Source organism: Phenylobacterium soli (assembly GCF_003254475.1).
In the GTDB taxonomy this organism is placed as follows: Bacteria; Pseudomonadota; Alphaproteobacteria; order Caulobacterales; family Caulobacteraceae; genus Phenylobacterium; species Phenylobacterium soli.
Map to the genome: position 1 here is coordinate 551,211 of NZ_QFYQ01000001.1, position 24,784 is coordinate 575,994.

Genomic DNA, 24,784 nt, shown 5'->3' on the forward strand with positions numbered 1-24,784 from the left:
CAACCCGCCCCTGGGTGAGGCGCCCCGCCGGCTCAGGCGCCGAGGCGTTGCAGATCGCGCTCGAGCCGCGCCAGGCCGGCCCGGTAGACGGCGTATTCCAGCGGGAAGGCGGCTTCGTACTCAGCCCGGTAGGCCGAGAGATCCTCGTGGGTCTCGCCCTCGCGGTGCGGATCGGTGCGTGTGTTGAGGCGGGTGACGCCCTCAGGCGCGGGCTTGCCCAGCGCGGCGGCGAACATGCGCATGGACTCCGCATAGCGCTCGGCGATGCCGACCCCGACGAACTCAGACCCGAAGGCCTCGCCGGCCCGCGCCGGGTCCACCGGATCGGGCAGCTGGGCCAGGTAGGAGAACGGGTCCTCGCCCTCTTCGGCCGCGCGGCGGCGGCGGTCGAGCCACCCGGCGAAGGTGGGGTTGTCGTCGAGCTCGGGCACCCGAAAGCCGTCTCGCACCTGGAACTGCAGGTAGCGCCAGTTGGAGACGAAGCGGTCGAAGGGATCGCGCAGGAAGACGATGAACTGCGAGGCCTCGGGATAGTACCGCCGCACGCCGATTCCGCGCAGGCGGTTGAAATGGCCGTGCACGCAAAGGCCGGCCCGCGGCTCGAAGCGCGGCGGCGGCTCGCGATGGTAGCCATGGTAGTGGTAGCCCATGTTCTCCGCCCCGAACCACCTCTCCAGGTCGTGGCGGAAGCTCGTGCCGGCGGTCTTCGGCACATGCAGGGAATAGAGCGTCCGCGAGGGATCGTAGGTCGCGGTCTGGGTGGCGGCGGCGGGCATGTCCTGGGCGCGAATACGCGCTCCGGCCCGGCTCACGCAAGACTTGCGCGAACCGCTTGTGGCCAAGCTTGCCCCTCGGCGGCGGCGCGGCCATGGTCCGGCCCATGGTTCGACAGTTCCGGGCGGCCGCCCTCCTTGCCCTCCTCCTCCTGGCGCAGGCCTGCGGCCGGAAGGGGGACGCCGAGCCCCAGGCCGCCGCCCAGGGGCTGCTGGCCGCCGTCGCCAGCGGCGACGCCAAGGGTTTCGAGGACCACACGGACCGGGAAGCCGTGCGCGCTGACCTGCGCCGGCAGATCGCCGGCCTCGCCCAGCAGAGCGGGCTGGAAGTCGACGGTGGCCCCTCCGACGCCGCCCTCGACCGGATGATCGGCCCGGACCTTCTGCACCTCGTCGCGGCGGGAACCGAGGCGCCGCTCGCCGCCCCGCCCTCGCCCGCCCAGGTCGCGCTGATGAGCAAGCGCATCGACCGCGACCACGTCTGCGTGCACGACCTCACCCCGGCCCAGGCCTGCATCCTGACCTTCGCCCGCCAGCCGAACGGCTGGCGCCTCGTCGCTATGCCCGCCGCCGACCGCAAGATCGAGGTCCCCGCCGAGCCGCCGAAGAAGGGCTAGGCCGGCCTCCGCGGGCTTGCTAGGCCAGGGACCTCAGAAGGACGTCGCCATGCTGCTGCACCTCTCCACCTGGATGGAGATCGAGGACTACCTGAAGCGCTCGAAGACGGTGGTCATTCCGATCGGCTCCAACGAGCAGCACGGGCCGACGGGCCTGCTCGGCACCGACTGGCTGTGCCCGGAGATCATCGCCCACGAGGCGCAGAAGCAGCACCCCGATCTCATGGTCGCGCCGACGTTCAACATCGGCATGGCCCAGCACCATCTCGGCTTTCCGGGCACCATCGCCCTGCGGCCCTCGACCTTCATGGCGGCGATCGGCGACTGGTGCCGCAGCCTGGGGCTGGCCGGCTTCGAGCGGCTCTATTTCCTGAACGGTCACGGCGGCAACGTCGCCACCGTCGAGGCCGCCTTCTCGGAGATCTACGCCGAGGCCACCTTCCTGGAGAAGCGGCGCGGCTTCGCCATGAAACTGAAGAACTGGTGGGAGCTGAAGGGCGTCCTGCCGCTCGCCAACCGCCAGTTCCCGACCGGCCACGGCAGTCACGCGACGCCGTCCGAGATCGCCGTCACCCAGTGGGCCTATCCGGACGCCATCAAGACCGCCAACTACGCGCCGCAGATCGCGCCGACGGGCCCGATCCGCGAGGCGATCGACTTCCGCGCCCGCTATCCGGACGGCCGTATGGGCTCCGACCCCGGCCAGGCGACGCCCGAAAAGGGCGGCGAGCTGGTGGCCGCCGCCGTCGCCGGCCTGATGGACGACGTCGCCGCCTTCAGCAGCGAGACCGCGCCGATCTAGACCGCCGCGGCTTCCTCGGCCGCGTAGGTGAGGCTGACGAAGACGTCCTCGAGGTCCGGGTCCTCGGTGGAGATGTCCTTGATGTGCAGGCCGGCCTTGCGGATGGCGGCCAGCACCTGCTCCACGCTCGACTGGCCGGTGCGGTAGCTGACGGAGAAGCCGCCGTTCGGCAGCAGGTGGGTGTCGAAGCCTGGCAGGTTCGGCGCGGCCTCCACCGGCTCCTCCGGCGTCACCAGCACCTTGCGCGTGTCCATCCGGCGCAGCAGCGTCGTGGTCGGCTCGCAGGCGACCACCAGGCCGCGGTTGATGATGGCGATCTGGTCGCAGAGCTCCTGGGCCTCTTCCAGGTAGTGGGTGGTGAGCACGATGGTCACGCCCCGCCGGTTCAGCTCCAGCACGTAGTTCCAGAGCTGGCGGCGCAGCTCCACGTCCACCCCGGCGGTCGGCTCGTCGAGGATCAGCACCGGCGGATTGTGGACCATCGCCTTGGCGACCATCAGGCGCCGCTTCATGCCGCCGGAGAGCTGGCGGACGTAGGCGCTGGACTTGTCGGCGAGGCCGAGCGCGGTCAGCAGCTCGTCGGTGCGGCGCTCCTTCGGCGGCACCGCGTACATGCCGGCGGCGACTTCCAGCGCCTCGCGCGGGGTGAAGAACGGATCGGCGGCGATCTCCTGCGGCACCACGCCGATGGCGGCGCGGGCGTCCCTCGGCCGCTCGTCGATGTCGCGGCCCCAGATCTTCACCTGGCCAGAGGTCTTGCGGCAGAGCCCCGCCAGAATGTTGATGAAGGTCGACTTCCCCGCCCCGTTCGGCCCCAGGAGGCCAAAGATCGAGCCGCGCGGGATGGCCAGGTCGACGCCCTTCAGCGCCCGCATCTCGGGCGTCGTCTTAGTGGCGGCGTAGGTCTTGACCAGGCCCTTGGCCTCGATGGCGAATTCGGGAAGCTCCATGGGGTCTCCAGTCGTTGACGGGGCGAAGCCGCCTCGCATACCTAGGGCGGCGTCCGCGCCGCGCCAAGCTTCCGCGGCCGGTCAGGGAATTTCAGATGGCTCGCCAAGTTCGAAACCAGGGCGCCAAGGCCCAGAAGCGCCCGGAACCGGCGCCCGCCCAGCCGGCGTTGACGCCCAACCTGCCGGCCCCCGAGGTCGTCGAGGTGCGCTCGGGCCGGATCGCCTGCGACGGCGTCGGCGGCGCGCTTGGCCATCCGCGCGTCTGGCTGGAGATGGGCGAGGCGACGTTCGTCGAGTGCCCCTACTGCGATCGCCGCTTCGTGCTGGCCGCCGGCTCCGAGGGCGCGGAGGACGAGCGCCTGGCGCCCGGCGTCTACGAAGGCCCGCACGGGCACTAAGGCCCGTCACTTCCGCGCGACGAGCTCGATCTGCCACTCGTCGCCGACGTTGAACAGCGTCCGCTCCAGCTCGACCATGCGCTCCTGAGTGAGCGCGCCGGAGCGAAGCTGGCCCGCATAGGGCTCCTGCAGCAGCAGCACCGTGTTGGTGATCGCGAAGTCGACGCCGGTGTAGTGGGCCAGCGGCGTATTGGCCGCGCCCGTGGCCTTCCACTCGTCGTTCAGGGCCCGGTCGAACAGCCGCAGCATCTTCGGCGAGATCGCCCGCACGTGGGTCGGGTCGCCCTGGAAGTTGTCGCTGCGCGGATGGGGCACGGCGATCTGCACCCGGGCGCCCGGCGCGCAGACGCGGTAGAGCTCCTTCATCACCCCGAGGAACACCTTGGTCTCGGCGCCCAGGTGCTCCAGCACGTGGGTCAGCACCACCATCTCGGCGGAGTTGTCCGCCCAGGGCCAGGGGAAGGTCTCCAGGTCGACGACCTGGTCCGGCTCGCACTCCGGCGCGGCGTCGACGTTGACGAAGCCCGCGAGCTTGCGGTTGCCACAGCCGAGGTTGAGCTTCATCGCCCGCTCAGACGCGCAGCGGCATCAGGATGTACTGGACGAAGCCGTCGGCCGGATCGAGCACCAGGGCCGGGTCGTTGGGGCCGCCGAAGCGCAGCTCGGCGGTGTCGCCGGAGATCTGGTCGGTGATGTCCAGGAGGAAGCGGGCGTTGAACGACAGTTCGAAGGCGTCGCCGTCGTAGTCGATCTCCAGCTCTTCCACCGCCTGGCCGGCTTCCATGTTGCGGACCGTCAGCACCACCTTGCCCGGCTCGAAGGCGAGGCGCACCGAGCGGCTCTTCTCCGCCGAGATGGTGGCCACGCGGTCGATGGCCTGGGCGAACAGCTTGGCGTCCACCTGCACCGAGCGGGTGTTGTCCTTCGGGATGACCCGGCTGTAGTCGGGGAAGTTGCCGTCGATGACCTTGGAGGTCAGGGCCGCGCCGTTGAAGGCGAAGCGGACCTTCTGGGGGCTGATCTGCAGCTCGACGTTCTCGCCGGCGTCCTCCAGCAGGCGGCGCGCCTCGCCCACGGTCTTACGCGGCACGATCACGCCCGGCAGGCCGGCCGCGCCCTCGGGCGCCGGCATGTCGGCGAGCGCCAGTCGGCTGCCGTCGGTGGCGACGGCGCGCAGCTTCTGGGTCCCGTCCTCGACCACCGTGTGGAGATAGAGGCCGTTCAGATAGTAGCGGGTCTCCTCCGCCGAGATGGCGAAGCGGGTCTTGTCGACGAGCCGGATGAGGTCGGTGACGTCGATGGTGATCGCGCCGGAGAGGCCCTCGGAGGACATCACCGGGAAGTCGCCGGCCGGCAGGACCGGCAGGTTGAAGCGGCTGCGGCCGGCCTGGACCGTCAGGCGGGGGTCCTCGCCGGTGAAGCTCAGCGACACGTCCGCGCCCTCGGGCAGCTTGCGGACGATCTCGTAGAGGGTGTGGGCGGGCGCGGTGATCTGGCCGGGCTGATCGACCTGGGCCGCGGCCTCATCGACGATCTCCATGTCGAGATCGGTCGCCGAGAAGATCAGCCGGTCGCGCTCCGCCGACAGCAGCACATTGGACAGGATGGGGATGGTGTTGCGCCGCTCCACGGCGCTCTGCACGTGCCCAAGCGCCCTCAACAGCGCCGCCCGCTCGATCGTCAGCTTCATGCCTGTGTCCCGGACCTCACCGCATGGCCGATTCGCTCGCGGCCACGCCCCGACTGGAAGGGACCACGGACAATAGCGAAATTCGAAGCGGGCGGAAGCGGGTCCGTGAGGGAGCGGCGCCGCTGCCCGATCCTAATGCTTCGGCTTGGCCGCAGATGGGTGCGGGGCGCCGCCGCTCCAGGCCCAGCCGGCGATCTTCCAGCCGCCCCCCTCGCGGCGAAGCGCGGCCACCATTTCCGCGGGTTCCGACATCGACTTGCCCTTCTGCTTGAAGCTGAAGGTCGCCTTCACGACGGCGTAGGCGGTCTCGCCGTTCACGTCGCTCCGGACCGCGGGCCCCAGCGTGACGCGCTCGTCGGTCTGGCCCGCCGCCTGGCTCGCCTTCTGCAGGTCGCCCGTCCACGCCTGGAACGCATTCGGGCCCCGCCACACGTGCGGCGGCATCTCGTCGATGATCACCGCGTCGGCCGTATGGGTGGCCGCGGCCGCCTTCAGGTCGCCCTTGTTGAAGCTGTCGATGAAGTGACGGACCGTCGCCTCGGGCGGCGCGGGTTTCTCGGCCTTGGCGGGGGGCGCGGACGCGGCGAACGCCGGCGCGAGCATCAGCCCGAGCGCGGCCGTCGTGACGAAGGTCGGCAGGTTCATGACTAGCCCTTTCAATTCGCCCGCCCCGCGCAGAGGCGACCGGCTCGTTGAGGAAGGGACGCATACTCGGCAGGCCGGCGCCGCAGCGCCGGACTGCCTGGAGCCTCAGCCTAGGCTCCGAAAACCGCCGCTCGCAAGCGGGGCCGTCAGGCCCGCGTGTCGACCGAGCCCCCGGACTCGCCGCCCTCGCCCGCGCCGTAGCCGCCGTTCGGCTTGGCCCCGCCGGCGCTCTTCGCGGCGACGACCACCATGGCCGGACGCACGAGTCGTCCGAGCAGCTCGTAGCCGGACTGCATGACCTCGACGACCGCGCCCGGCGCGACGTCGGTCTCGGCGAGCTCCATCATCGCCTGGTGCTGGTGGGGGTCGAACTTGTCGCCCTTGGCCGGATGGATCTTCTTCAGCCCGTTCCGCTCGAACGCCGCCGTCAGCTCCTTCTCGGTCATCTCGACGCCGAGGATGAAGTTCTTCAGCGCCGGATCGGCGTTGTCGGACGGGTGGGCGGCCAGGGCGCGCGACAGGTTGTCGGCCACACCCAACAGGTCGCGGGCGAACTTCTGGATGGCGAAGGCGCGGGCGTCGTTGGCTTCGCGCTCGGCGCGCCGGCGGGTGTTCTCGGATTCGGCCGCGTAGCGCAGCACCTGGTCCTTGAGGCCCGCGACCTCGGCCTTGAGCGCCTCGATCTCGGCGCTGTCGGCGGTCGCGTCGACCGGCGGATCCATGTCTTCGGACATCTAGGTCTCTTCTCTTTAAGCGTTCATCACCTGGCCCAGCACGCGGGCCGTATAGTCCACCAACGGGATGACCCGGGCGTAGTTCAGCCGCGCCGGCCCGATCACGCCGATCGCGCCCACCACGCGCTGGGAGCCCGTCATATAGGGCGCCGCGATGACGGCGGAACCCGAAAGCGAGAACAGCCGCGTCTCGGCGCCGATGAAGATGCGCACCCCCTGGCCGTCGCGCACCCCGTCGAGCAGCTGGATGAGCTGGCCCTTTTCCTCGAGGTCGGCGAACAGCGAGCGCACCCGCTCCAGGTCGTCCAGGGCCTCGGGATCCTCGAGCAGGTTGGCGCGGCCGCGGACGATCAGCGCCCGCTCCTCGCCCTCGCCGCCGCCCCAGGCCGCAAGGCCGTCCTCCACCAGCCTGGCGGCGGTGGAATCGAGGTCGCGCCTGGCGGTCTCGATCTGCGCCTTCAGGTCGGCCCGCGCCTCGGCCAGGGTGCGGCCGCGCAGGCGCGCATTGAGGAAGTTCGAGGCCTCCTGCAGGGCCGAGGGCGTCACTCCGGCCGGCAGGCGGATCAGCCGGTTCTCCACCGTGCCGTCCTCGAAGACCATGATCGCCAGGGTTCGCTCGACGCCGAGCGAGACGAACTCCACGTGCTTGACCCCGGCGTCGCGGACCGGCGTCACCACCACGCTGGCGGCGCCGGCCAGGCCCGACAGGATCGAGCTCGCCTCGTTGAGCGCGTCCTCGTAGTTGCGGCCATGGGCCATGAGCCGGGCCTCGATCGAGCGGCGCTCCTGCTCGGCCACGTCGCCCACCTCCAGAAGACCGTCGACGAACAGCCGAAGCCCCGCGTGGGTCGGCAGGCGCCCGGCGCTGACGTGCGGCGCGCCCAGCAGGCCGAGCTGGGTCAGGTCCTGCATGGTGTTGCGGATCGAGGCCGGCGACAGGGCGATGCCGGCCTTCGACAGGGTGCGCGAGCCGACCGGCTCGCCGGATTCCAGATAGCTCTCCACGATGCGCCGGAAGATGTCGCGCGCGCGTTCGTCGAGTTCGGCGAGCGAGGGCCCGCGGCCTAGGATGGGACTCTGCACCTTTGGCTTCGGCGATCTCTGAATAGCGCCCATGGACTGGACCTTCCCGATCTAGGATAAGCGCCACCTCTTCCGGCGCAAGACGCCCGACCGATCAGCAGGTTCCGAGATATCCCCATGCGCCCCTCCGAACGCAGCCCTGACACCCTTCGCGCCGTGACCCTGGAGACGGGGGTGAACCGCTACGCCGAGGGCTCGTGCCTGGTCAGTTTCGGCCACACCAAGGTGCTGGTGACCGCCAGCCTGGAGGAAGGGGTGCCCGGGTTCCTGCGCGGCCGCGGCGAGGGCTGGGTCACGGCCGAGTACGGCATGCTGCCGCGCGCCACCCACACCCGCGGCCGGCGCGAGGCGGCCCAGGGCAAGCAGAGCGGCCGCACCCAGGAAATCCAGCGCCTGATTGGCCGCTCCCTGCGCGCCGTCGTCGACCTCAAGGCCCTCGGCGAGCGGCAGATCAGCATCGACTGCGACGTGATCCAGGCCGACGGCGGCACCCGCACCGCCTCGATCACCGGCGCCTGGGTCGCCCTGCGCCAGGCCACCCGCTACATGCTGGAGGAGGGCCTGATCACCAAGGACCCGATCCTCGACCAGGTGGCGGCGGTGAGCTGCGGGGTGTTCTCCGGCACGCCGGTGCTCGACCTCGACTACGAGGAGGACTCCACCGCCGAGGCGGACTCCAACTTCGTGCTGACCGGCAAGGGCGACATCGTCGAGATTCAGGCCACCGGCGAGAAGCGCGGCTTCTCCGAGGCCGAGTTCGAGGCCCTGTTCTCCCTGGCCCGTAAGGGCATCCGCGAACTCTGCGAGCTGCAGCGCGCGGCGGCCCGCTAGCCCATCTCGTCGTCGTCGGGCTCGTCCGACGGACCAGGCTCGTAGGTCAGCAGGTCGCCGGGCTGGCAGTCGAGTTCGCGGCACAGCGCCGCCAGGGTCGAGAAGCGCACGGCGCGCGCCTTGCCGGTCTTGAGGATCGACAGGTTGGCGATGGTCACGCCGACCCGGTCGGCGAGTTCGGTCAGGGACATGCGGCGCTCGAAGAGCACGCGGTCGAGCTGGACGCGGATCGGCATGGCTAGATCGTCAGCTCCGCTTCGCGGCGCAGGCGCGCGCCCTCGCGGAACACCTCCGCCAGCACGAAGACCACGAGGACCGAGAACCAGGCGGTGAGGCTCATGTCGGTGTCGACCTTGGCGACGCCCGGTAGCAGCCAGCGGCCGATGGCGGCGACCACATAGCGCCCAAGCTCCAGGGCCGCCAGGATGACGCCGATCAGGCGCAGGCGGCGGACGTTGTCGGGGTGGAAGGGGTCGCCGGCGGTCAGGGTCATGAAGATCCGCCGCAGAGTGCCGACGATGACCAGGATGCCGCCCATGTAGAGCGAGGCCGCGGCCAGGCCGCCGGTGTAGGTCGGCCACTTGCCGGCGAACTGGCCGGTCGACAGGCTGACGTCGTCCAGGAGGCCCGGGTTGAAGGTGAACAGCAGGGCGGCGATGACCATCAGGACCGCCACGCCGACGCCGACCCACAGGGCGGCGTAGACCACGTCCAGGATGATCTTCAGGAAGCTCGACACCGAGCCTGGACCCAGAGCGCGCATCAACTGCCCCTCAGCCATGCCGCGCCGGTAGCCGGCGCGGATCCGGGCGAACCCCACGAGCGGCCGACCCTAGTAGATCGCGTTGGCGGTCGCGACCGTCATGAAGGGGAAGGCGAAGACCGTGATGGCGGCGACGGTCATGAAAACGGTGAGGGCGGTGCGGTCCAGGGCGGCGTTCAGGCGAGCGATCATTTCCGTATCTCCGAATTTGCTGCGGTGCAGCGTGTGTTTGGGTGGAACGCGGTGTTCCGATGCCGACGATCAATATGACCGCATCGATTTTCGATCAAATGAATATCGAGTAACGATATTAAACTTTTGCAATGCAACAGCAGGGCGCGGGCGGTAGGGTCCGCGCCCGGAGGTGACCCATGGTCCTGAAGCTCGAGCCCGGCCTGAAGCTGGTGGTGGCGACCCACAATCCCGGCAAGGCCCGCGAGCTGGCGCTGATCCTGGAGAACCGCTTTACGCTGGTGACCGCCGGCGAGCTCGGCCTGGCCGAGCCGGAGGAGACCGAGCAGACCTTCGTCGGCAACGCCCTGCTCAAGGCGCGGGCGGCGGCCGAGGCCAGCGGCCTCGTCGCCCTCGCCGACGACTCCGGCCTCTCGGTGAAGGCGCTCGACTGCCAGCCGGGCGTCTATTCCGCGCGCTGGGCCGGCCCCGCCAAGGACTTCACCCTCGCCATGAAGAAGGTCGAGGAGCGGCTGGAAGAGGCCGACGGCGACGACCTCTCGGCGTGGTTCACCTGCGCCCTCGCGGTCGCCTGGCCGGGCGGGCCCGGGGTTGTGGTCGAGGGGCGGGTGGACGGGACCCTGACCTTCCCGCCGCGCGGGACCCGAGGCTTCGGCTACGACCCGATCTTCGTGCCCGTCGGCTTCCACGAGACCTTCGGCGAGATGGACCCCGAGGCGAAGGACCGGATGAGCCACCGGGCGCGGGCGTTCGAGAAGCTGAAGGCGGCGCTCTTGTGACCCCCCTTCCGCCGCTCGGGGTCTACGTCCACTGGCCCTACTGCGCGCGCATCTGCCCCTACTGCGACTTCAACGTCTTCCGGGTCCGGCGCGAGGCCGAGCCGGCGGCCCTCGCCCGCGCCATCCTCGCCGACCTCGAGGCGCAAGCGGCGATCACCGGCCCCCGGGCGCTCGCCTCGGTGTTCTTCGGTGGCGGCACCCCCTCCCTGATGGACCCCGCCTGGGCCGCCGAGATCGTCGAGACCGCCCGCCGGCTCTGGACGCCCGCGGGCGTCCTCGAGGTGACCCTGGAGGCCAATCCCACCGACGCCGAGGCCGACCGGTTCGCCGCCTTCGCCGACGCCGGGGTGAACCGCCTGTCTCTCGGGCTGCAGTCGCTGGACGACGAGGCCCTCGCCTTCCTCGGCCGCAACCATGACGCGGCCGCCGCGGTCCGCGCGGCCGAGAAGGCGCGCGCGGCCTTCCCGCGGCTCTCCATCGACATGATCTACGCCCGGCCCGGCCAGACGCCCGCCGCCTGGGCCGCGGAACTCGAGACGGCCGTCGCCTTGGGCGCGGAGCACGTCTCGCCTTACCAGCTGACCATCGAGGCCGGCACGGCGTTCGACCGCGCGGTCCGCCGCAGAACCTTCGTCCCGCCGGACGAGGAGCTCGGCGCGGCCCTCTTCGACACCACCCAGTCGGTGCTCGAGGCAGCCGGCTTCGAGGCGTACGAGGTCTCCAACCATGCGAGGGGCGAAGCGGCCCGCTCGCGCCACAACCTCGTCTACTGGCAGGGCCATGACTATGTGGGCGCCGGGCCGGGCGCGCACGGCCGCATCGTCACGGCCGAAGGGCGGGTCGCCACCCTCGCGGCGGCCAAGCCCGCCGACTACATCGCCACGGTCGCGGAGCGGGGGGCCGGCTTTGCGAGCCGGGAGGTCCTGACCGCGCGCGAGGCGGCGGAAGAGCGGATCCTGCTGGGCCTGCGCATCGCCGAGGGCGTCGCGCGCGAGGAAGTCGCGGCGCTCGACATTCCCGCGGAGACGATCGCCGGGCTGATCGGCCTCGGCCTCCTGGCCGACGATCCGGCGCGTCTGCGCGCCACCCCCGCGGGGCGGCTGGTGCTGGACCGGCTGACCGCCGAACTGGCCGCTTAGGGGTAGATCTCGAACGCCCGCCGCTCGTCGCGCCAGGCCGCTTCGTCCGGCCGGGTCAGGGCGTCGAGGTCGCCGGGCGTCGCGGCCGGATCGTCGACCCATTCACGCAACAGGGGCGAGCCGTTGATCACGTCGATGGCCAGCTTGCCGAGCTCGTATTCATACGGGAAGTCGCGCCACAGGTCGTAGTCCGGATAGAGCCGGCGGATGGCCTTGAAGCCGAGCGCCTGCAGCCGCCAGGGCTGGAACGCCTCGTGGTCGTAGGCCGGCCCCTCGGTGTGGATCTGCACCCCGTTGCAGAGCTTGCCGACGTGCTTGTGGAAGGTCGGCTCGAACCAGCAGTCGCGCAGCAGGCAGCCCTCGAGCCACCGCGGCGCCAGGCGGCGCATTTCGGCGATCACCTCGCGGGCATCGATGTCCGGGGCGCCGAACAGCTCCAGCGGCCGGGTCGTGCCGCGGCCCTCGGACAGGGTCGTGCCCTCGAGCATCACCGTGCCGGCGTAGGCCCTGGCCATCCAGAGGTTGGGCGCGTTGGGGCTGGGGTTCACCCACACCCGCTCGCCGAGGGGCCAGCCGTAGCCAGGCCCTTGGTCGGGCGCCCAGCCCTCCATCTCGATGACCCGGTAGTCCACGTCGAGCTTCATCGCCTTGACGAACCAGTGGCCGAGCTCGCCAAGCGTCAGGCCGTGGCGCATCGGCATCGGGCCGGCGCCGACGAAGCTCTCCCAGCCGGGGCGCAGGGTCAGGCCCTCGACCGGCCGGCCGGCGGGATTGGGCCGGTCGAGCACCCAGACCGACTTGCCCTGCGCCTGGGCGGCCTCGAGCACGTACAGCAGGGTGGTGATGAAGGTGTAGATGCGGCAGCCGAGGTCCTGCAGGTCCACCAGCATGACGTCGAAGGTGTTCATCGACTGGCCGGTCGGGCGGCGCACCTCCCCATAGAGGCTGAACACCGGCACGCCGTGGACCGGATCGTTGAAATCCGGGCTCTCGACCATGTTGTCCTGCTTGTCGCCGCGCAGGCCGTGCTGCGGGCCGAAGGCGGCGCTGACGTTCAGACCGGTCGCCACCAGGGCGTCGAGGGAGTGGGTCAGGTCCGTTGTGACCGAGGCCGGGTGGGCCAGGAGGGCGACGCGGCGGCCTTCGAGCGGCTTGCGCAGCTCAGGCTCCGCCAGGAGACGATCGATGCCGAATTTCATGAGGCCAGAGGTGCGGGGATTTCCAGCGCAAAGCAATCGGGGTGGTGGAAGTCCGGCTTTTCCGGCGGGTGCCTGAGCGCCCAGTAGGACTTGCGCCCGTCGGCCGCCTCGATCACCGCCGACAGGCCGAGCCGCACCGGCCCCTCGCCGACGTCCGCTAGGGCGGCGATCTCCAGCCAGCCCGGCCCGCGCCGGACCGCGACGTTCGGCAGGACCACGTCCTCGGCGAGGCGCATGCCCTGCCGATAGCCGTCGAACCGGTAGGCCGCCCACTGGCCGGACGGGGCGAAGTTGAACTCCAGATAGCCCTCGCCGCCGGCCGGCTTGGCGAAGGCCTCGAAGCAGGTGTGACGCCACAGCTCGTCGGTTCGCGCGGCGCCGGCGGCTGCGGGTATGGCGAGCCGCGCGATCTCTCCCTGGACCATATAGGTCAGCTTCAGCACGGTCGGCGCGATACGGGCGATCTCGACCCCGATCTCGGTGACCGCGTCGCAGGGGGTGTCGGGGTGGCGGACCAGGCGCTGGCGCATCGCGCCATGGTATGCCGCGCCGCCGACGCTTGCCATCCGGCTCCGGACCGGCGAAGCCTGCCCCCATGGCCCGGCTCCTGCCCCCGCCCGCCCTCAACGACGCGCCGCTGGCGCCGGGGCTCTATGTCGTGGCGACGCCGATCGGCAACCTGCGCGACATCACCCTGCGCGCCCTCGACGTCCTGGCGGCCGCCGACCTGGTGCTGGCCGAGGACACGCGGGTGACCGGCAAGCTGCTCACCGCCTTCGGCCTCTCGGCCAGACTGGAGCGCCATGACGAGCACGCCGCCGAGCGGGCGCGCCCCAAGGCGCTGGCGGCCCTGGCCGAGGGCAAGCGCGTGGCCCTGGTCTCCGACGCCGGCACGCCGCTTGTCTCCGATCCCGGCTATCGGCTGGTGCGCGAAGCGGCCGAGGCCGGGCACGCTGTGTTTCCGATCCCCGGCGCCTCGGCCCTGCTGGCCGGCCTTTCCGTCGCCGGCCTGCCCACCGACCGCTTTCTGTTCGCCGGCTTTCCGCCGCCCAAGAGCGCGGCGCGGCGCACCTTCCTGGAGGAGCTGGCCGGCATCCGCGCCACACTGGTCTTCTTCGAGGGCGGCTCGCGCCTGGCGGACAGTCTGGCCGACATGGCCGCGGTGCTCGGAGACCGCGAGGCCGTCGTCTGCCGCGAGCTCACCAAGCTGCACGAGACCGTCGTGCGGGGGCCGCTGTCGGCCCTGGCCGCCGACCCGCAGTTCGCCGCGCCCAAGGGCGAGATCGTCGTCCTGGTCGGCCCCGGCCGCGAGACCGCCGCCACCGCCGCCGACGCCGACACGGCGCTCAGGGACGCGCTCACCCGGCTGAAGCCCGCCGAAGCCGCCTCCGAAGTCGCCAAGCAGCTCGGCCTGCCCCGCCGCGATCTCTATCGCCGGGCCATGGAGCTGAAGAAATGAAGGCGGCCCGGGCCGCCGCCCGCGCCAGCCGGGGCGCCGCCGGCCGCGTAACGGGCCGCCGCGCCGAGGTGATCGCCGCCCTGCTGCTGATGCTCAAGGGCTACCGGATTCTCGGCTTCAGGCTGAAGACGCCTCAGGGAGAGATCGACATCCTCGCCCTGCGCGGCCGCGTCCTCGCCGTGGTGGAGGTCAAGCGGCGCGGCGATCTGCTCACGGCGCTGGAGGCCGTCGGCGTCGATCAGCGCGAGCGCCTGCGGCGTGCGGGCGCAGGCCTGGCGGCGCGCAGGCGCGATCTGGCGGGTGCGGCGGTACGCCTCGATCTCGTGGCCCTCGCGCCCGGGCGGCTTCCTGTGCATATTCCCGACGCTTGGAAGGGCGCTTGAGGAGCCCTGGCGGGACGGATGACGCGCGAAGAGGCCGAGGATTTCCTGCTGGACGCCGGCAGCGGCGAGGACGGCGAGTTCCCGTTGCTCGAGGCGGCGATCGCGTGCGCGGTCCACGAGGACCCGAGCCGCGACCCCAAGGCGGCGCTGGATCTGGCGCGCGTCGGCGTCGAGCGCCTGGCGCGCCGGCTGGAGCGTGAGAGCCCGGAGGAGGCGATCGCCGAGGCCATGGCCGGCGACCTGCGTCTTTCGGGGGACCTCTTCACCTACGAGGACCCGGACAACGCCGACATCATCGCGGTGGCCGAGCGACGCAAGGGCCTGCCGGTGGCGCTCGGCATCTACTACCTGCACTGCGCCAGGAAGTGCGGCCTGAACCTCCAGGGCGTCGATTTCCCCGGCCACTTCCTGCTGCGCATCGAGACCGAGGAGGGGCCGCTGGCCCTGGACCCGTTCTCCGAGGGCCGGGTGGTGCTGCCGTCCGAGCTGACCCGCCGCGCCCTGCACGCGGGCCTTACCCCCAACGTCGCCGACCGCCTCGACCGGCTGATGGCGCCGGTGCCCGACCGGGCCGTCCTGATCCGGCTGCAGAACAACATCTTCGCCCGCGCCAGCGCGGTGCGCGACTACCCCCGCGCCGAGCGGGCCGCCCTGCGCCGCGCCCTGCTCGACCCCAACGACCACCGGCCCTGGCTGGACGTCGCCGCCGCCCGTGAGGGCCAGGGCGCCCTGGCCGGCGCGCTGGAGGCCCTGGCCCGCGCCACGGCGCTGGACGGAGGCGCCGCGCTCGCCGCCCGGGCCCAGCGCGAACGCGTCAGGCTGCGCCTGAACTAGCCGAACGGCCGGCGAGGCCCTATGTCCGGAGCCGTCAACGGTTTCGGGGAGAGGGCGCATGTCGCTGAAGGTCGCCGTGCAGATGGACCCCATCGAGGGGATCAACATCGAAGGCGATACGACCTTCCTGATGATGGAGCGGGCGCAGGAACGCGGCCATTCGCTCTTCGTCTACACCCCTGAGCGGCTGTCGCTGGAAGAGGGGAAGGTCTACGCCCGCGGCCGCGAGGTCCGCGTCAAGCGCGTCAAGGGCGACCACGCCGAGCTCGGCCCCTGGATGCTGCGCGACCTGTCGGAGTTCGACGTCGTCCTGCTGCGCCAGGACCCGCCCTTCGACATGGCCTACATCACCTCCACCCACTTTCTGGACGTGATCCATCCGAAGACGCTGGTGGTGAACAACCCGGCCGAGGTGCGCAACGCGCCCGAGAAGCTGTTCGTCACCGGCTTCCCCGGCGTGCAGCCGCCGACCCTGATCACCTCCGACAAGGAGGCGATCTACGACTTCCGCGCCCGCCACGGGGACATCGTCCTGAAGCCGCTCTACGGCGGCGGCGGCTCGGGGGTGGCGCGGCTGCTGGCCGACGATCCCAACCTCGACGCCCTGCTCGACCTGCACGTGATGATCGGCCGCGAGCCGGTGATCGCCCAAAAGTACATTCCGGCCGTCTCCAAGGGCGACAAGCGGATCCTGCTGGTCGACGGCGAACCCGTCGGGGCCATCAACCGCGTGCCCAAGGAAGGCCAGGTGCGCTCCAACCTCGCGGTAGGCGGCCGGGCCGAGCCGGTGGACCTCACCGGCCGCGACCGGGAGCTCTGTGGGATCATCGGCCCTGAGCTGAAGAAGCGCGGCCTGATGTTCGTCGGCATCGACGTGATCGGCGACTACCTCACCGAGATCAATGTCACCTCGCCCACCGGCGCCCAGGCGCTGAAGCGGTTCACGGGCGTCGATGCGGCCGAGATCATGTGGCAGCGCATCGAGGCGATCCGCGCCGGTTGAGGCTTTTCGCGAACCGCCCACCTGCGCTTGCATAACCCCGCGGGATACGGTAGCGCTATTCCCGTTATGTTCCAGCTTGGTTCCAGATTTGCCCCAGGGCGCATCAGCCCCTTGTGGATAACTTGACTGGAACCACAAGCTGTAGGGGTCGGGAAGCAGACATGGCCGCTCGCGTCGTCACCCTGGCGTTCCAAGGCGTCGAGGCGGTCCGTGTCGAGGTGGAGGTGCAGCTCACCTCCGGGGAAGCGGCCTTCATCATCGTCGGCCTCGGCGACAAGGCCGTGACGGAAAGCCGGGAGCGGGTGCGCGCCGCCTTCGCCGGCCTCGGCCTCGCCTGGCCCGGCCGCCGCATCATCGCCAACCTGGCGCCCGCCGACCTGCCGAAGGTCGGCAGCCACTATGACCTGCCGATCGCCCTCGCCGTGATGGCGGCGATGGGGGTCATCCCGCCCGACGCGCTCGAGGGCTGGGCGGCGATGGGCGAGCTGTCGCTCGACGGCCGCATCGCCGCGGTGGCCGGCGCCCTGCCCGCCGCCATGGCCGCCGGCAGCCTCGACCTCGGCCTCATCTGCCCGGAGCCCTGCGGCGCCGAGGCCGCCTGGGCGGGCGAGACCCGTAGCCGGACACGCCACGATCCTGGAAGGTCATCGTCTCGTCCAACTCCAGACCATGGTCAGCCGCGTACTTGGTGGCCATGGCCCATTGGCGGCGGAAGCTGTCGCCCCGGGCTTGCTCAGGGGTGCTGAAGCGGACGTAGCTGTAGGCTCTTCGAGAGGTCATACAGCCTCGTAGCAGTGGGGTCTCCACGCCACAACCTGCTGTTCGTCGGCCCGCCGGGATCGGGCAAGTCGATGATGGCCCAGCGGCTGCCGGGCCTCTTGCCGCCGCTGACCTCCGAAGAGCTGCTCGAGACCTCGATGGTCCATTCGGTGGCCGGCCTGATCGCCCGTGGGCAGCTGACCCGCGCCCGGCCGTTCCGCAGCCCCCACCACTCGGCCAGCATGGCGGCCCTCACCGGCGGCGGTCTCAAGGCCAAGCCGGGCGAGGTCAGCCTGGCGCACAACGGCGTCCTGTTCCTCGACGAGCTGCCGGAGTTCTCCGGAATTATGTAGCAAACACACCTAGGTCCTAACGACTGCCGCCAGAACGGCGGCGCACATCACCGGATTTGAGCCGAGCTACACGTGCCCTCAAAGCGGGGGCCCAGATGAATAAGTTCGTAATGCCTTTGGGGAACTCCAAACGTGCCAACGAACTGCAGCAAGCGTTGCCGTTGCGGCCGGAGTCTGGGCAGGATCGCGGCATGCAGCGGATCATTCGCTTCGTCCGCGAGGAGGTGTTGGCGGTCGTCCTCATCGTCGGGGGCGTAGCCGTTTTCATCTACAACGCAGTGAGCGGCGTCCTGCAGTTGCGGGATTGGGGCATCCCTGGCTGGGGGTGGCAGATAATCTCTGCCGCCTTGGTGGGGGCGGGCCTTTTGGTCGTGGCCTATCGGCTCCATCAGCGCGTCGAGGCCGCTGAGCAAGTTTTGCGGTCTGCTCCGGAAGCCCGCGTCGTGGCGCCCCCGCGGTCCGGAACAACCGAGCCCACCACAGCACCAGCTCCAGTGGTCACACCCCGCCATAATGCGGCGGACGGGCGCATTGCTCTCGCACTAGTGGACGCCAACCGGCGAAAGATCATCGCAGAGTGGGGGAAGGTCGGCTCGTTCGAACTCTGGGAGGCGGCAAGCCTATTTGCAGAAGAATTGCCGCCAACGAATGCGCTGTTCCCACGGAGCGACGCTGCCAACGCCAAGTTGGCCATGCTCAAGGCCGCAGTTCATGACGGAGAACTTCCACGGGCTCCGCTAAGCGGGATTGACGCCACCTTGGCCAAGTTCGGCAGCATCAGCATAGACGACCACACACGGATTAGGAGGAGCGATCTGGTCGAATACGCGGAGGCGAAGTGCCAGCGCCCAGCCTTCCTATTCCCAGAGCCCTAATCTTCCACCCAACTCGACCTCGGCGTCGGCTGGTGGCTCACCAGTTTGCGCCAGAGAGAAATGAGCATCTCGATCCGGATGCACGTTGACTCTTTTGTGATTCGGAGTCTGCGCGGTTGATTCGTGCCGAATCGCTCGCTAGTATTCCGGAGCGTGCGACACGGTGAATCTCCAGGCCGTGGCCGGATTGGTTAATAGCTGATCCAATTGGCATTATGTGGGGGAATACTGGAGTCCCCACCGCGCGGCTTATGGACGGCTCATGCCGTCCATTTGTCTTTTCGGAGGACCGGATATTTTCGAGTCTTCCGATTCACTTCCAAATTGTTCGTTTTGTAAAACGTGCAGACATAGAGTCGTCGCGTGTCTTTCGAACACTTTACTGCAGCCTGAAACCAGCCCCGCGGGGTTAGGTGCATGAACAGAATGTGGTTCGGTCGGTCCAGCAGCGCGCGACCATAGTCAACCACGTCAAACAAGTAGCCGAAGTCATCGTGCCTCGTCCCGTGCTGGGCAAAGGCCTTCATCACATAATCGTGGCGATAGAAGACCTTATCTGACGCGGCATTGAGATGCGCGACCATATCGGCCGAAAGCTGCGCGACAGCGATCTCTTTGCCCTGCCCGTGCCGCAGGAAAAGCTTCCAATCCCTAGGGTACATCACACGACAACTACGCGATGACTCAGTCCGACTCAATTCGGCCGCCGCAAGAGCCTCGGGCTTTGACGTCGGGAGAGAGAGCGATCCAATTGAGGCGCGGGCGGCAGTCTCCGCTGAGCCTTGGCCATACCCCCCCTTTAAGCGTTCGTAAGCAAAGCTCAGTCAGCCTGCGCCCATGGCCACGCTTCCGCGATGGAAATTGGCGGAGATGTATCGGCGCAGGCTTGCGCGCTATGAGGAGACTATGGCCAAGGCGGAGGAGTTGCGCCGCGAACTCCAAGAGATGGGAGCTGAGCTTATAGCGCGAGGCTTTCCCCTTAGCCCCCGAGAACTCTCGCCGGCGCCGCCAAAACGAGAGAACAAGCCCCCTGGGTATTGGTCTCAAGCCGCGCTCACAGTCCTGCGCAAAGCGACTGGGCCAATGACAACGAACGAGGTGGCGGAGGCAGTTCGCGCTATGCGCGGCGTCGACTCCACCGACACACTCACCATCGCCCGTATCGTAGCCGCCGTGGACAGCGCACTTAAGAGACGGGCAGAGAGTGGGCTCATCCTCTCTGAGGGCGAGAAGCCGAAGCGATGGCGGCTCCCGTAGCCCTCCTACGTTTGCGCCAGGAGTAGCCCACCCACTCCGACGGGGCGCGCCGTATCACGGCGCGACACATGGATTCCCAGCGAGCTTTGTCGCTGCATAGACGGTGGTTGTGTCTCCACGCGAGTTCGTCCCCATATCGTGAAAAGTACGGCCCGGCGACCTTGTGGTAGACACCAATCTGTGAGCGACGCATTTCGGAGAAGAAGCTTTCAGCCTGATTAGTGTTCGCTTCTTGCGAAACATACTCTTTGCTGTGATTGACGGTCTTCACGTCAAAGAATGCATGCAGATCATTCCACCCGGGCATCGAGTCCGTGTAGACTGTAGCTGACCGATCAACGTGTTCGAGAATGAACGGTTTGGCGTCGCTCTCCCGCTTAACGACGGTAGTTCGAACGCGACCGCCGCGTTCCGCGGCGACGACCAAGACTTTCTTCCGCTTCGGCGAGCGATATGGATACTTGCGATGGTCTTTGGCGTCGGCCCTGATGTTGCGCGGCCGAATATGGCCGCCGAACTCCGCTCCGTCGATTTCGACGGAGCCGCTTAGCTTGGGGATGTCGCGGGTCGCTATGAACTCACGCAGCATGTGAGCCATCCGCCACGCAGTTCGATAGTTCACCTGAAGAACGTGGCTTAGATGGACGGCGCTTGTTCCGGCGGGGCTTTGACTAAAGATGGCGATCCCGCAGAGTATCTTGTTGAAGCTTAGCTTTCGCCGGTGAAACGGAGTTCCAGTCGTGAGGCTGAATCGACGCGCGCACCGTTTGCATTTGAATTCGGCGCGAACTTTGTATTCATGCGCGGCATCGCATTGGCATCGGGGGCAGACCGGCCGCCCATCTGTCGCAGCAAACAGTATAGCTCGAAACTGCTTTCGAGCCTCTTCCTCGGAGAGGCGAGCGATACTCAATGGACTTAAGTCCCGTGAGGCCGCGGATAGGCGATAGTTCTGCGCCAACGTGCATCCGTAGATCGTTATCCGTCGATTTACGGACGAGACGGGCGTTATCAATGCCACCCGCTACGTGTATCCTATCCCACGACTCCAATATCGTGACACGTGGCACTATCTATACATGCGATAAGGTGTCATTATTTACTGGCGGCGCCCGATAAGGTGACGCACGCACAACATTTCGTGATCGTTGCGCGCGTTTGTCCCATGCATGACCCCACCGGGGCGCAACATGTCGCCATGCTGTCGCCTTAGCTGTGCTATGCGGTCGCTGACGCGTCGTCTCCCTGTCGCAGGAATTCAAGTTAGCCATGGCTTCACTGAGAAAGCGAAGGAGCCAAGCAGTGCAGTGCGATGCGGAGAAGATTGTGAGCCTTCGGAAAGCCCGCGCCATGACTCAGGAGAAGCTCGCGCTGCTCGCGCGGGTGGAACGGAGAACGGTCCAGCGCGCCGAGGCCGGCGCCGCCGTCTCGGCCGAAACGTTGGCGGACCTCGCGGCTGCCTTGGGAGTACCGCCAGACGCGCTTCTTGCACGGGCGGAGCCAGGCGAGGACGAAAACCAACAGGAGGGCTGGGTTACCGCTCGACCTGTCGAGTCTGGGCGCAAACTGCTCGAAGATCTCAAGGCGGCGCGCTTGGCCAGCCTGGAGTATGAAGTCGAGCCCACCCGTGAGAATCTTTCTCTGCTCAAGAATGTCGTGAGCGACTTGGCGCAGCACCTACCGCCCGATCCGTGGGACGAGGCGCCGATCCACGAGCCGCGGCAGTTTCCCTCGGTGGTGCAGCAGTTGGAGAGCATCGCCAATTTGAACGAGCGCCTCAGGGAGCTTGAGGCGGAGGGGCTCGCCTTGTTCATGGCTCAGCACGTTGAGGCCGCGGTTATGCCGATCTACGGCCTCGACGAGGGACACTATTACACGACCCACGGCCAGCGGCCGGAGCTGGTTCGAGTTGTGCGCCTCGTGTTGGGTCGTGCGTCCGCCGACAAGATGAAAGTCCCGCGTCGTCGCGAATGGCCTGTTCAGATCGTCGAAGAACTCGAAGACGAGGTGCCATTCTAAGGAGCGGGCGTGGCTACTGCCGAATGTTGCGATCTCCGGCGGCGAAGTTGAGCTTCCATACAAGCTTCTCCGCCTTCGCCGCGGTAAGGCCCATCTGAGGCGCTCGCCCTAGGACGACGGTGTGACCAGTCCAAATATCAACCACCGACATGCCCTCCTCCGTGCGCTCCACAGCATAGCGCGCCCGTCGGAACGCAGGGGGGGCCATCTTAGCGGCGTCGGTCATGCGCTTGCCCACTATTCAGGAGATTCAAGCAAGAGCACGTCCAACGCAGCGATCTCCTTCAGGCTCTTGCCCGCAATGCCTTGAAGATCGCCGTACATCCCGGCGGTTGACTCGATCACTGCGCGAATTTGCTCCTCGCGTTTCGCCCACAGCCGGGTCATCGTTGTCCGCTCCTTCTGCAGATCGGCCTGCATCTCTGTAAAGCGTTCCACGATGGCCTCGACGCGGTGCCTGAACCGCGACCCCGTAAGATATGCATAGATCATCTCGGTCTTGGTCTGCTGGCCTTCGCTCGCCTGCCGGGCCGCGGCCAGCGCAATGATCGACTCCCGCAATGCCAATGCGACCGGGACGGCGCATTTCGGCTCAGCCACCCAGACGCCGTCCACCAAGTCGAAGTTCGTGAGCATGTCTTTTGGAAGGGCGTGAGAGATAATCAGGGAGACGTCGGCGTTCGCCGCGCGTTGGTCGCCGCGGACTTTAGTGAGCCATCCATCGCTCCAGTTTTTGGTGCGCTTGATCTCCCACAGGATCGAGCCGCACACTTGACCGCCAGGGCCGCGCACACGCTGGATGAGGTCGCCGCCGAACTCCCCCTTTGGAACGGCGTCGATGTCATCGTGAGGGAACTTCGACCTCAGCAGGCTTTCAAGCTCTAGCTCTTGGACCTCGCCTTGGAGCTGCTGCGACCCTTGCTCCGCTTTGCGCTTAAGGTCCTCGATCTGGCGCTGCATGGAGGCGATCGTCTCCTCCTTCTCCCGAACCTTCAACTGGAGGGCCTGCTCAGCTTCGAGCTTGGCTTTGTCCCGCACTGAGCCAAGCATTTCTTGGACTCGTTTTTCGATGGTCAGGTCGAGTTCACGCTTTTCGTCATCCAGCGCGCGTTGCTTCTTCAAAAGGTCGGCTTGCACCTGCTGCGCTTCGGCGAGCTTGGCTTCCCGCTGCTGCAGCACGGTCTGCAGATCGGCGATGGAGCGATCCTTTTCCTGCAAGTCGGTTTCGATGAGCGCGCGAGCCTTGCGCGCCTCTTGCTCGGCGATCTTGGCCCTAGCTTCCTCCACCTTGGCGCCGACCAATTCCTCGACTTCGGCACGCTGCTGGGCAAGCGCCTCACGTTCTTTCTCCAGGGCAGATTCGCGCGCCGCAACTTCCTCATCCTTCTTGACCAACTGCGCTTGGAATTCTTGGCGCGTAGCAGCGATCAACGGAGCGGCAAGGGATTCGGTGAGCTTAATTTCGTGTTTGCAGTTCGGGCAGGTGATCGTCGGCTCGCTCATCAGAGTCCTCCCATTCTCAACTCAGGCGCAGGTGCGGAAAATGCTGCGCACACCAATGGCGACAGTCCCCGGGTCTGGCGCTACCCAGGGTGATGTTGAAGCATGTCTTACCTACCCGCATCCATTTTCGCTCGGCCTCTCGGAATTCATCCGTTACGGCGTGTCCCGTCCACGTCTCCGCGATCAACCACTCGCGAATGCGCTGACTCAGAATTCCGATGTCTTCAGCAGGTGACCCCGCAATGATGTGGAAGCGCAGCTCCGCGGCCAGAATCGTGCTCACGAGGTTGCTCGATCGGTAGCCGCCCAGGTGCGAATGGATGCGCGCCCGCAGGTTTAAAGTGGAGCCCAGGTAGAGGGCATCTAGCCCGCCCACCTTCAGACGGTGCTCTATCTGATGCGCTGAAAAGCGGAGCGAGCGCATGATATCGGCTCCCCTTGGCGACAGGAAAACGTAGACGCCGGGCGCCTCTGGAATCGCTCTAGGGTGGCGCTTGATGACGGCTGTCGGGGCTATCTCTAGAGGATGCGGGTTAGCCATGGCGGTCATCCAGACGGATGACCTCCGCCCCGGTCGCCAACGTCCAGCCCTGAAGGCTACCCTCAGCGGGGGCGTTCCGAACAAGTCCTCGGTGCCTCTGCACTCTGAGACAGGCGCAGACCCGTTTCACCATTATGATGGAGAGTTCGCGGTCCTCGGGGTTCAATCCGCGCTCCGTCATAAGACGACGCGCGATGTCCCTCGACGTGACCGGCCCGTCGGCGCTGCGCAGGGTCCGGAAGACGATACGAGTGACCTCTCCCTTGAATGCGGCGTGTCGTGGAGGGACGGGCTTGGACCTGATGTCGCCGACGTCGACAGTCGGGTCGAACACTCGAATGGTCGCGTCGAGATGGTCCAGCTCAGTGATCAGATGGCGCAACTGGAGCTGCGTGTGCTCAATGCGACCGGCGATCTCGGCGCGCTTTCCTATCAGCGCGTGCAGAACGTTCGGGTGCTCGGCGTCTGGGGGAATGAGATCGTTCATACCCCGATGATGGGATAGAGAACTGATTTCACATAAGAATTTTGGGTGCGTTTGCTACATAATTCCGGAGTTCTCCGCGCAGGCGCTGGACTCGCTGCGCCAGCCGCTGGAGACCGGCGAGGTGATCGTCGCCCGCGCCAACGCCCACGTGCGCTATCCGGCCCGCGTTCAGCTCGTGGCGGCCATGAACCCGTGCCGCTGCGGGAACGGCGGTCCGGGCCGCGGCGCCTGCGGGCGCGCTCCGCGCTGCCAGACCGACTACCAGGGCCGGGTCTCCGGCCCGCTGATGGATCGCATCGACCTGCAGGTGGAGGCGCCGCCGGTGACCGCCGCCGACCTCGCCCTGCCGCCGCCGGCGGAAGGCACCGCCGAGGCCGCCGCGCGGGTGGCGCAGGCGCGCGCCCTCCAGGCCGCCAGGGTCGCCGACGCCGCGGGCGAGGACCGGATCAACGCCACGCCGCTGAACTGCCAGGCGGAAGGCGACTGGCTCGAGCGGATCTGCGCCCTCGATCCGCCCGCCCGCGCCCTGCTGGCCAAGGCGGCCGAGGCCGGCGGGCTCACCGCGCGGGGCTGGACGCGCACCCTGCGCCTGGCGCGGACCATCGCCGACCTGGAGGGCAGCGAGGCCGTGCGTCGCGTCCATGTGGCCGAGGCGCTGATCTATCGTCGGGTCGCACCCGGCCGCGTGGCAGCGCTCGGGGCCGCCTGAGGGCTGG

At 68.2% G+C, this 24,784-nt stretch carries 30 protein-coding genes and 3 pseudogenes; 15 read left to right on the forward strand and 18 right to left on the reverse strand.

The genetic code is table 11. From position 1 onward, the window contains the following. Positions 1-32: 32 nt before the first annotated feature. Positions 33-776 (reverse strand): sulfotransferase family 2 domain-containing protein, encoded by a 744-nt coding sequence (locus DJ017_RS02745; protein WP_111527272.1) that lies wholly within the window; start codon positions 774-776, stop codon positions 33-35. Positions 777-880: 104 nt separating this feature from the next. Here DJ017_RS02745 and DJ017_RS02750 point away from each other — a divergent pair, with 104 nt between their 5' ends. Together DJ017_RS02750 and DJ017_RS02755 are read left to right on the forward strand one after the other, a co-directional pair. Further along, on the forward strand, positions 881-1,390 hold the full coding sequence (locus DJ017_RS02750; RefSeq protein WP_133255369.1) for a DUF2939 domain-containing protein: 510 nt from the start codon (positions 881-883) through the stop codon (positions 1,388-1,390). Between the two features lie 49 nt (positions 1,391-1,439). Then, on the forward strand, positions 1,440-2,192 hold the full coding sequence (locus DJ017_RS02755) for a creatininase family protein (protein WP_111527274.1): 753 nt from the start codon (positions 1,440-1,442) through the stop codon (positions 2,190-2,192). Here DJ017_RS02755 and DJ017_RS02760 read toward each other — a convergent pair. Continuing rightward, a complete protein-coding gene (locus DJ017_RS02760) occupies positions 2,189-3,142 on the reverse strand; it encodes an ABC transporter ATP-binding protein (protein ID WP_111527275.1) in 954 nt (317 codons plus the stop codon). The two genes, DJ017_RS02755 and DJ017_RS02760, sit on opposite strands and share 4 nt — an antisense overlap. A 95-nt stretch (positions 3,143-3,237) precedes the next feature. On the opposite strand from DJ017_RS02760, the gene DJ017_RS02765 reads away from it, so the two are divergent. Continuing rightward, positions 3,238-3,540, forward strand: coding sequence for a zinc-finger domain-containing protein (locus DJ017_RS02765; RefSeq protein WP_111527276.1), 303 nt, complete (start codon positions 3,238-3,240; stop codon positions 3,538-3,540). A gap of 6 nt (positions 3,541-3,546) precedes the next feature. Here the strand turns inward: DJ017_RS02765 and DJ017_RS02770 are convergent, their stop codons facing one another. The 5 genes from DJ017_RS02770 to hrcA all read right to left on the reverse strand — a co-directional run bounded on the left by DJ017_RS02770 (position 3,547) and on the right by hrcA (position 7,725). Beyond that, positions 3,547-4,104, reverse strand: a complete 558-nt coding sequence (locus DJ017_RS02770) for a class I SAM-dependent methyltransferase (protein WP_111527277.1) — start codon at positions 4,102-4,104, stop codon at positions 3,547-3,549. Between the two features lie 7 nt (positions 4,105-4,111). After that, positions 4,112-5,230, reverse strand: a complete 1,119-nt coding sequence (dnaN, locus tag DJ017_RS02775) for a DNA polymerase III subunit beta (RefSeq protein WP_111527278.1) — start codon at positions 5,228-5,230, stop codon at positions 4,112-4,114. Between the two features lie 132 nt (positions 5,231-5,362). Next, positions 5,363-5,875 carry a nuclear transport factor 2 family protein gene (locus DJ017_RS02780; protein ID WP_111527279.1) on the reverse strand — a complete coding sequence of 171 codons (513 nt, stop codon included), beginning with the start codon at positions 5,873-5,875 and terminating at the stop codon, positions 5,363-5,365. Between the two features lie 146 nt (positions 5,876-6,021). Continuing rightward, positions 6,022-6,609, reverse strand: coding sequence for a nucleotide exchange factor GrpE (gene grpE, locus DJ017_RS02785; protein WP_111527280.1), 588 nt, complete (start codon positions 6,607-6,609; stop codon positions 6,022-6,024). Positions 6,610-6,624: 15 nt separating this feature from the next. Continuing rightward, positions 6,625-7,725, reverse strand: coding sequence for a heat-inducible transcriptional repressor HrcA (gene hrcA, locus DJ017_RS02790; RefSeq protein ID WP_111527281.1), 1,101 nt, complete (start codon positions 7,723-7,725; stop codon positions 6,625-6,627). A gap of 84 nt (positions 7,726-7,809) precedes the next feature. On the opposite strand from hrcA, the gene rph reads away from it, so the two are divergent. Beyond that, complete coding sequence (gene rph / locus DJ017_RS02795) at positions 7,810-8,523, forward strand: ribonuclease PH (protein ID WP_111527282.1); 714 nt, start codon at positions 7,810-7,812, stop codon at positions 8,521-8,523. Here the strand turns inward: rph and DJ017_RS02800 are convergent. From DJ017_RS02800 to DJ017_RS20930, 3 genes are all read right to left on the reverse strand, one after another. Further along, on the reverse strand, positions 8,520-8,759 hold the full coding sequence (locus DJ017_RS02800) for a helix-turn-helix domain-containing protein (RefSeq protein ID WP_111527283.1): 240 nt from the start codon (positions 8,757-8,759) through the stop codon (positions 8,520-8,522). The genes rph and DJ017_RS02800 overlap by 4 nt on opposite strands. 2 nt (positions 8,760-8,761) lie before the next feature. Beyond that, complete coding sequence (locus tag DJ017_RS02805) at positions 8,762-9,286, reverse strand: DUF2975 domain-containing protein (protein WP_111527284.1); 525 nt, start codon at positions 9,284-9,286, stop codon at positions 8,762-8,764. A 69-nt stretch (positions 9,287-9,355) separates the two neighbouring features. Continuing rightward, entirely contained in the window at positions 9,356-9,478 is a 123-nt protein-coding gene (locus DJ017_RS20930; RefSeq protein ID WP_264371477.1) for a hypothetical protein, read from the reverse strand. A 179-nt stretch (positions 9,479-9,657) separates the two neighbouring features. On the opposite strand from DJ017_RS20930, the gene rdgB reads away from it, so the two are divergent. Both rdgB and hemW read left to right on the forward strand, forming a co-directional pair. Next, the gene (gene rdgB / locus DJ017_RS02810) at positions 9,658-10,257 is read left to right on the forward strand and encodes an RdgB/HAM1 family non-canonical purine NTP pyrophosphatase (RefSeq protein ID WP_111527285.1); all 600 of its coding nucleotides are present in this window, start codon (positions 9,658-9,660) and stop codon (positions 10,255-10,257) included. Further along, positions 10,254-11,396, forward strand: coding sequence for a radical SAM family heme chaperone HemW (hemW, locus tag DJ017_RS02815; protein WP_111527286.1), 1,143 nt, complete (start codon positions 10,254-10,256; stop codon positions 11,394-11,396). The genes rdgB and hemW overlap by 4 nt, the downstream gene beginning before the upstream one ends. Here the strand turns inward: hemW and DJ017_RS02820 are convergent. Further along, on the reverse strand, positions 11,393-12,595 hold the full coding sequence (locus tag DJ017_RS02820) for an exo-beta-N-acetylmuramidase NamZ family protein (RefSeq protein WP_111527287.1): 1,203 nt from the start codon (positions 12,593-12,595) through the stop codon (positions 11,393-11,395). The two genes, hemW and DJ017_RS02820, sit on opposite strands and share 4 nt — an antisense overlap. Beyond that, positions 12,592-13,125 carry a DOMON-like domain-containing protein gene (locus DJ017_RS02825; protein ID WP_111529939.1) on the reverse strand — a complete coding sequence of 178 codons (534 nt, stop codon included), beginning with the start codon at positions 13,123-13,125 and terminating at the stop codon, positions 12,592-12,594. The genes DJ017_RS02820 and DJ017_RS02825 overlap by 4 nt, the downstream gene beginning before the upstream one ends. Before the next feature lie 65 nt (positions 13,126-13,190). On the opposite strand from DJ017_RS02825, the gene rsmI reads away from it, so the two are divergent. The 5 genes and pseudogenes from rsmI to DJ017_RS20995 all read left to right on the forward strand — a co-directional run. Further along, complete coding sequence (gene rsmI, locus DJ017_RS02830) at positions 13,191-14,054, forward strand: 16S rRNA (cytidine(1402)-2'-O)-methyltransferase (RefSeq protein ID WP_111527288.1); 864 nt, start codon at positions 13,191-13,193, stop codon at positions 14,052-14,054. Further along, entirely contained in the window at positions 14,051-14,437 is a 387-nt protein-coding gene (locus DJ017_RS02835; protein ID WP_111527289.1) for a YraN family protein, read from the forward strand. The genes rsmI and DJ017_RS02835 overlap by 4 nt, the downstream gene beginning before the upstream one ends. Positions 14,438-14,455: 18 nt before the next feature. Beyond that, positions 14,456-15,271, forward strand: a complete 816-nt coding sequence (locus tag DJ017_RS02840; protein ID WP_111527290.1) for a SirB1 family protein — start codon at positions 14,456-14,458, stop codon at positions 15,269-15,271. A 58-nt stretch (positions 15,272-15,329) separates the two neighbouring features. Further along, positions 15,330-16,274: a glutathione synthase gene (gene gshB / locus DJ017_RS02845; protein WP_111527291.1), complete on the forward strand. Its 945-nt coding sequence runs from the start codon at positions 15,330-15,332 to the stop codon at positions 16,272-16,274. Positions 16,275-16,435: 161 nt separating this feature from the next. Then, positions 16,436-16,888: pseudogene (locus DJ017_RS20995) on the forward strand (magnesium chelatase domain-containing protein); the annotation flags it as partial. Here DJ017_RS20995 and DJ017_RS21000 read toward each other — a convergent pair. Then, entirely contained in the window at positions 16,839-17,054 is a 216-nt protein-coding gene (locus DJ017_RS21000; protein ID WP_226999992.1) for a recombinase family protein, read from the reverse strand. The pseudogene DJ017_RS20995 and the gene DJ017_RS21000 sit on opposite strands and share 50 nt — an antisense overlap. A gap of 14 nt (positions 17,055-17,068) precedes the next feature. Between DJ017_RS21000 and DJ017_RS21005 the strand changes: the two are divergent. Together DJ017_RS21005 and DJ017_RS02855 are read left to right on the forward strand one after the other, a co-directional pair. Continuing rightward, positions 17,069-17,371 (forward strand): annotated as a pseudogene (locus tag DJ017_RS21005) (ATP-binding protein); the annotation flags it as partial. A 206-nt stretch (positions 17,372-17,577) separates the two neighbouring features. Then, positions 17,578-18,261, forward strand: coding sequence for a hypothetical protein (locus DJ017_RS02855; RefSeq protein WP_133255370.1), 684 nt, complete (start codon positions 17,578-17,580; stop codon positions 18,259-18,261). A 260-nt stretch (positions 18,262-18,521) separates the two neighbouring features. Here the strand turns inward: DJ017_RS02855 and DJ017_RS20000 are convergent, their stop codons facing one another. Together DJ017_RS20000 and DJ017_RS02860 are read right to left on the reverse strand one after the other, a co-directional pair. Next, complete coding sequence (locus tag DJ017_RS20000) at positions 18,522-18,923, reverse strand: hypothetical protein (protein ID WP_133255371.1); 402 nt, start codon at positions 18,921-18,923, stop codon at positions 18,522-18,524. A gap of 548 nt (positions 18,924-19,471) precedes the next feature. Beyond that, positions 19,472-20,539, reverse strand: coding sequence for an IS1595 family transposase (locus DJ017_RS02860; RefSeq protein WP_111527293.1), 1,068 nt, complete (start codon positions 20,537-20,539; stop codon positions 19,472-19,474). Between the two features lie 248 nt (positions 20,540-20,787). Here DJ017_RS02860 and DJ017_RS02865 point away from each other — a divergent pair, with 248 nt between their 5' ends. Next, positions 20,788-21,537 (forward strand): helix-turn-helix domain-containing protein, encoded by a 750-nt coding sequence (locus DJ017_RS02865; protein WP_111527294.1) that lies wholly within the window; start codon positions 20,788-20,790, stop codon positions 21,535-21,537. Between the two features lie 237 nt (positions 21,538-21,774). Here the strand turns inward: DJ017_RS02865 and DJ017_RS02875 are convergent, their stop codons facing one another. From DJ017_RS02875 to DJ017_RS02880, 3 genes are read right to left on the reverse strand one after another with little or no spacing between them, the layout of a single operon-like run. After that, positions 21,775-23,040, reverse strand: a complete 1,266-nt coding sequence (locus tag DJ017_RS02875) for a DUF2130 domain-containing protein (RefSeq protein ID WP_111527296.1) — start codon at positions 23,038-23,040, stop codon at positions 21,775-21,777. A 16-nt stretch (positions 23,041-23,056) separates the two neighbouring features. Continuing rightward, positions 23,057-23,590: a GIY-YIG nuclease family protein gene (locus DJ017_RS20005; protein WP_133255372.1), complete on the reverse strand. Its 534-nt coding sequence runs from the start codon at positions 23,588-23,590 to the stop codon at positions 23,057-23,059. Further along, positions 23,574-24,068 carry a hypothetical protein gene (locus DJ017_RS02880; RefSeq protein WP_111527297.1) on the reverse strand — a complete coding sequence of 165 codons (495 nt, stop codon included), beginning with the start codon at positions 24,066-24,068 and terminating at the stop codon, positions 23,574-23,576. Before DJ017_RS02880 ends, DJ017_RS20005 begins: the two co-directional genes overlap by 17 nt. Positions 24,069-24,129: 61 nt before the next feature. Here DJ017_RS02880 and DJ017_RS02885 point away from each other — a divergent pair. Continuing rightward, positions 24,130-24,777: pseudogene (locus tag DJ017_RS02885) on the forward strand (ATP-binding protein); the annotation flags it as partial. Positions 24,778-24,784 lie beyond the last annotated feature (7 nt).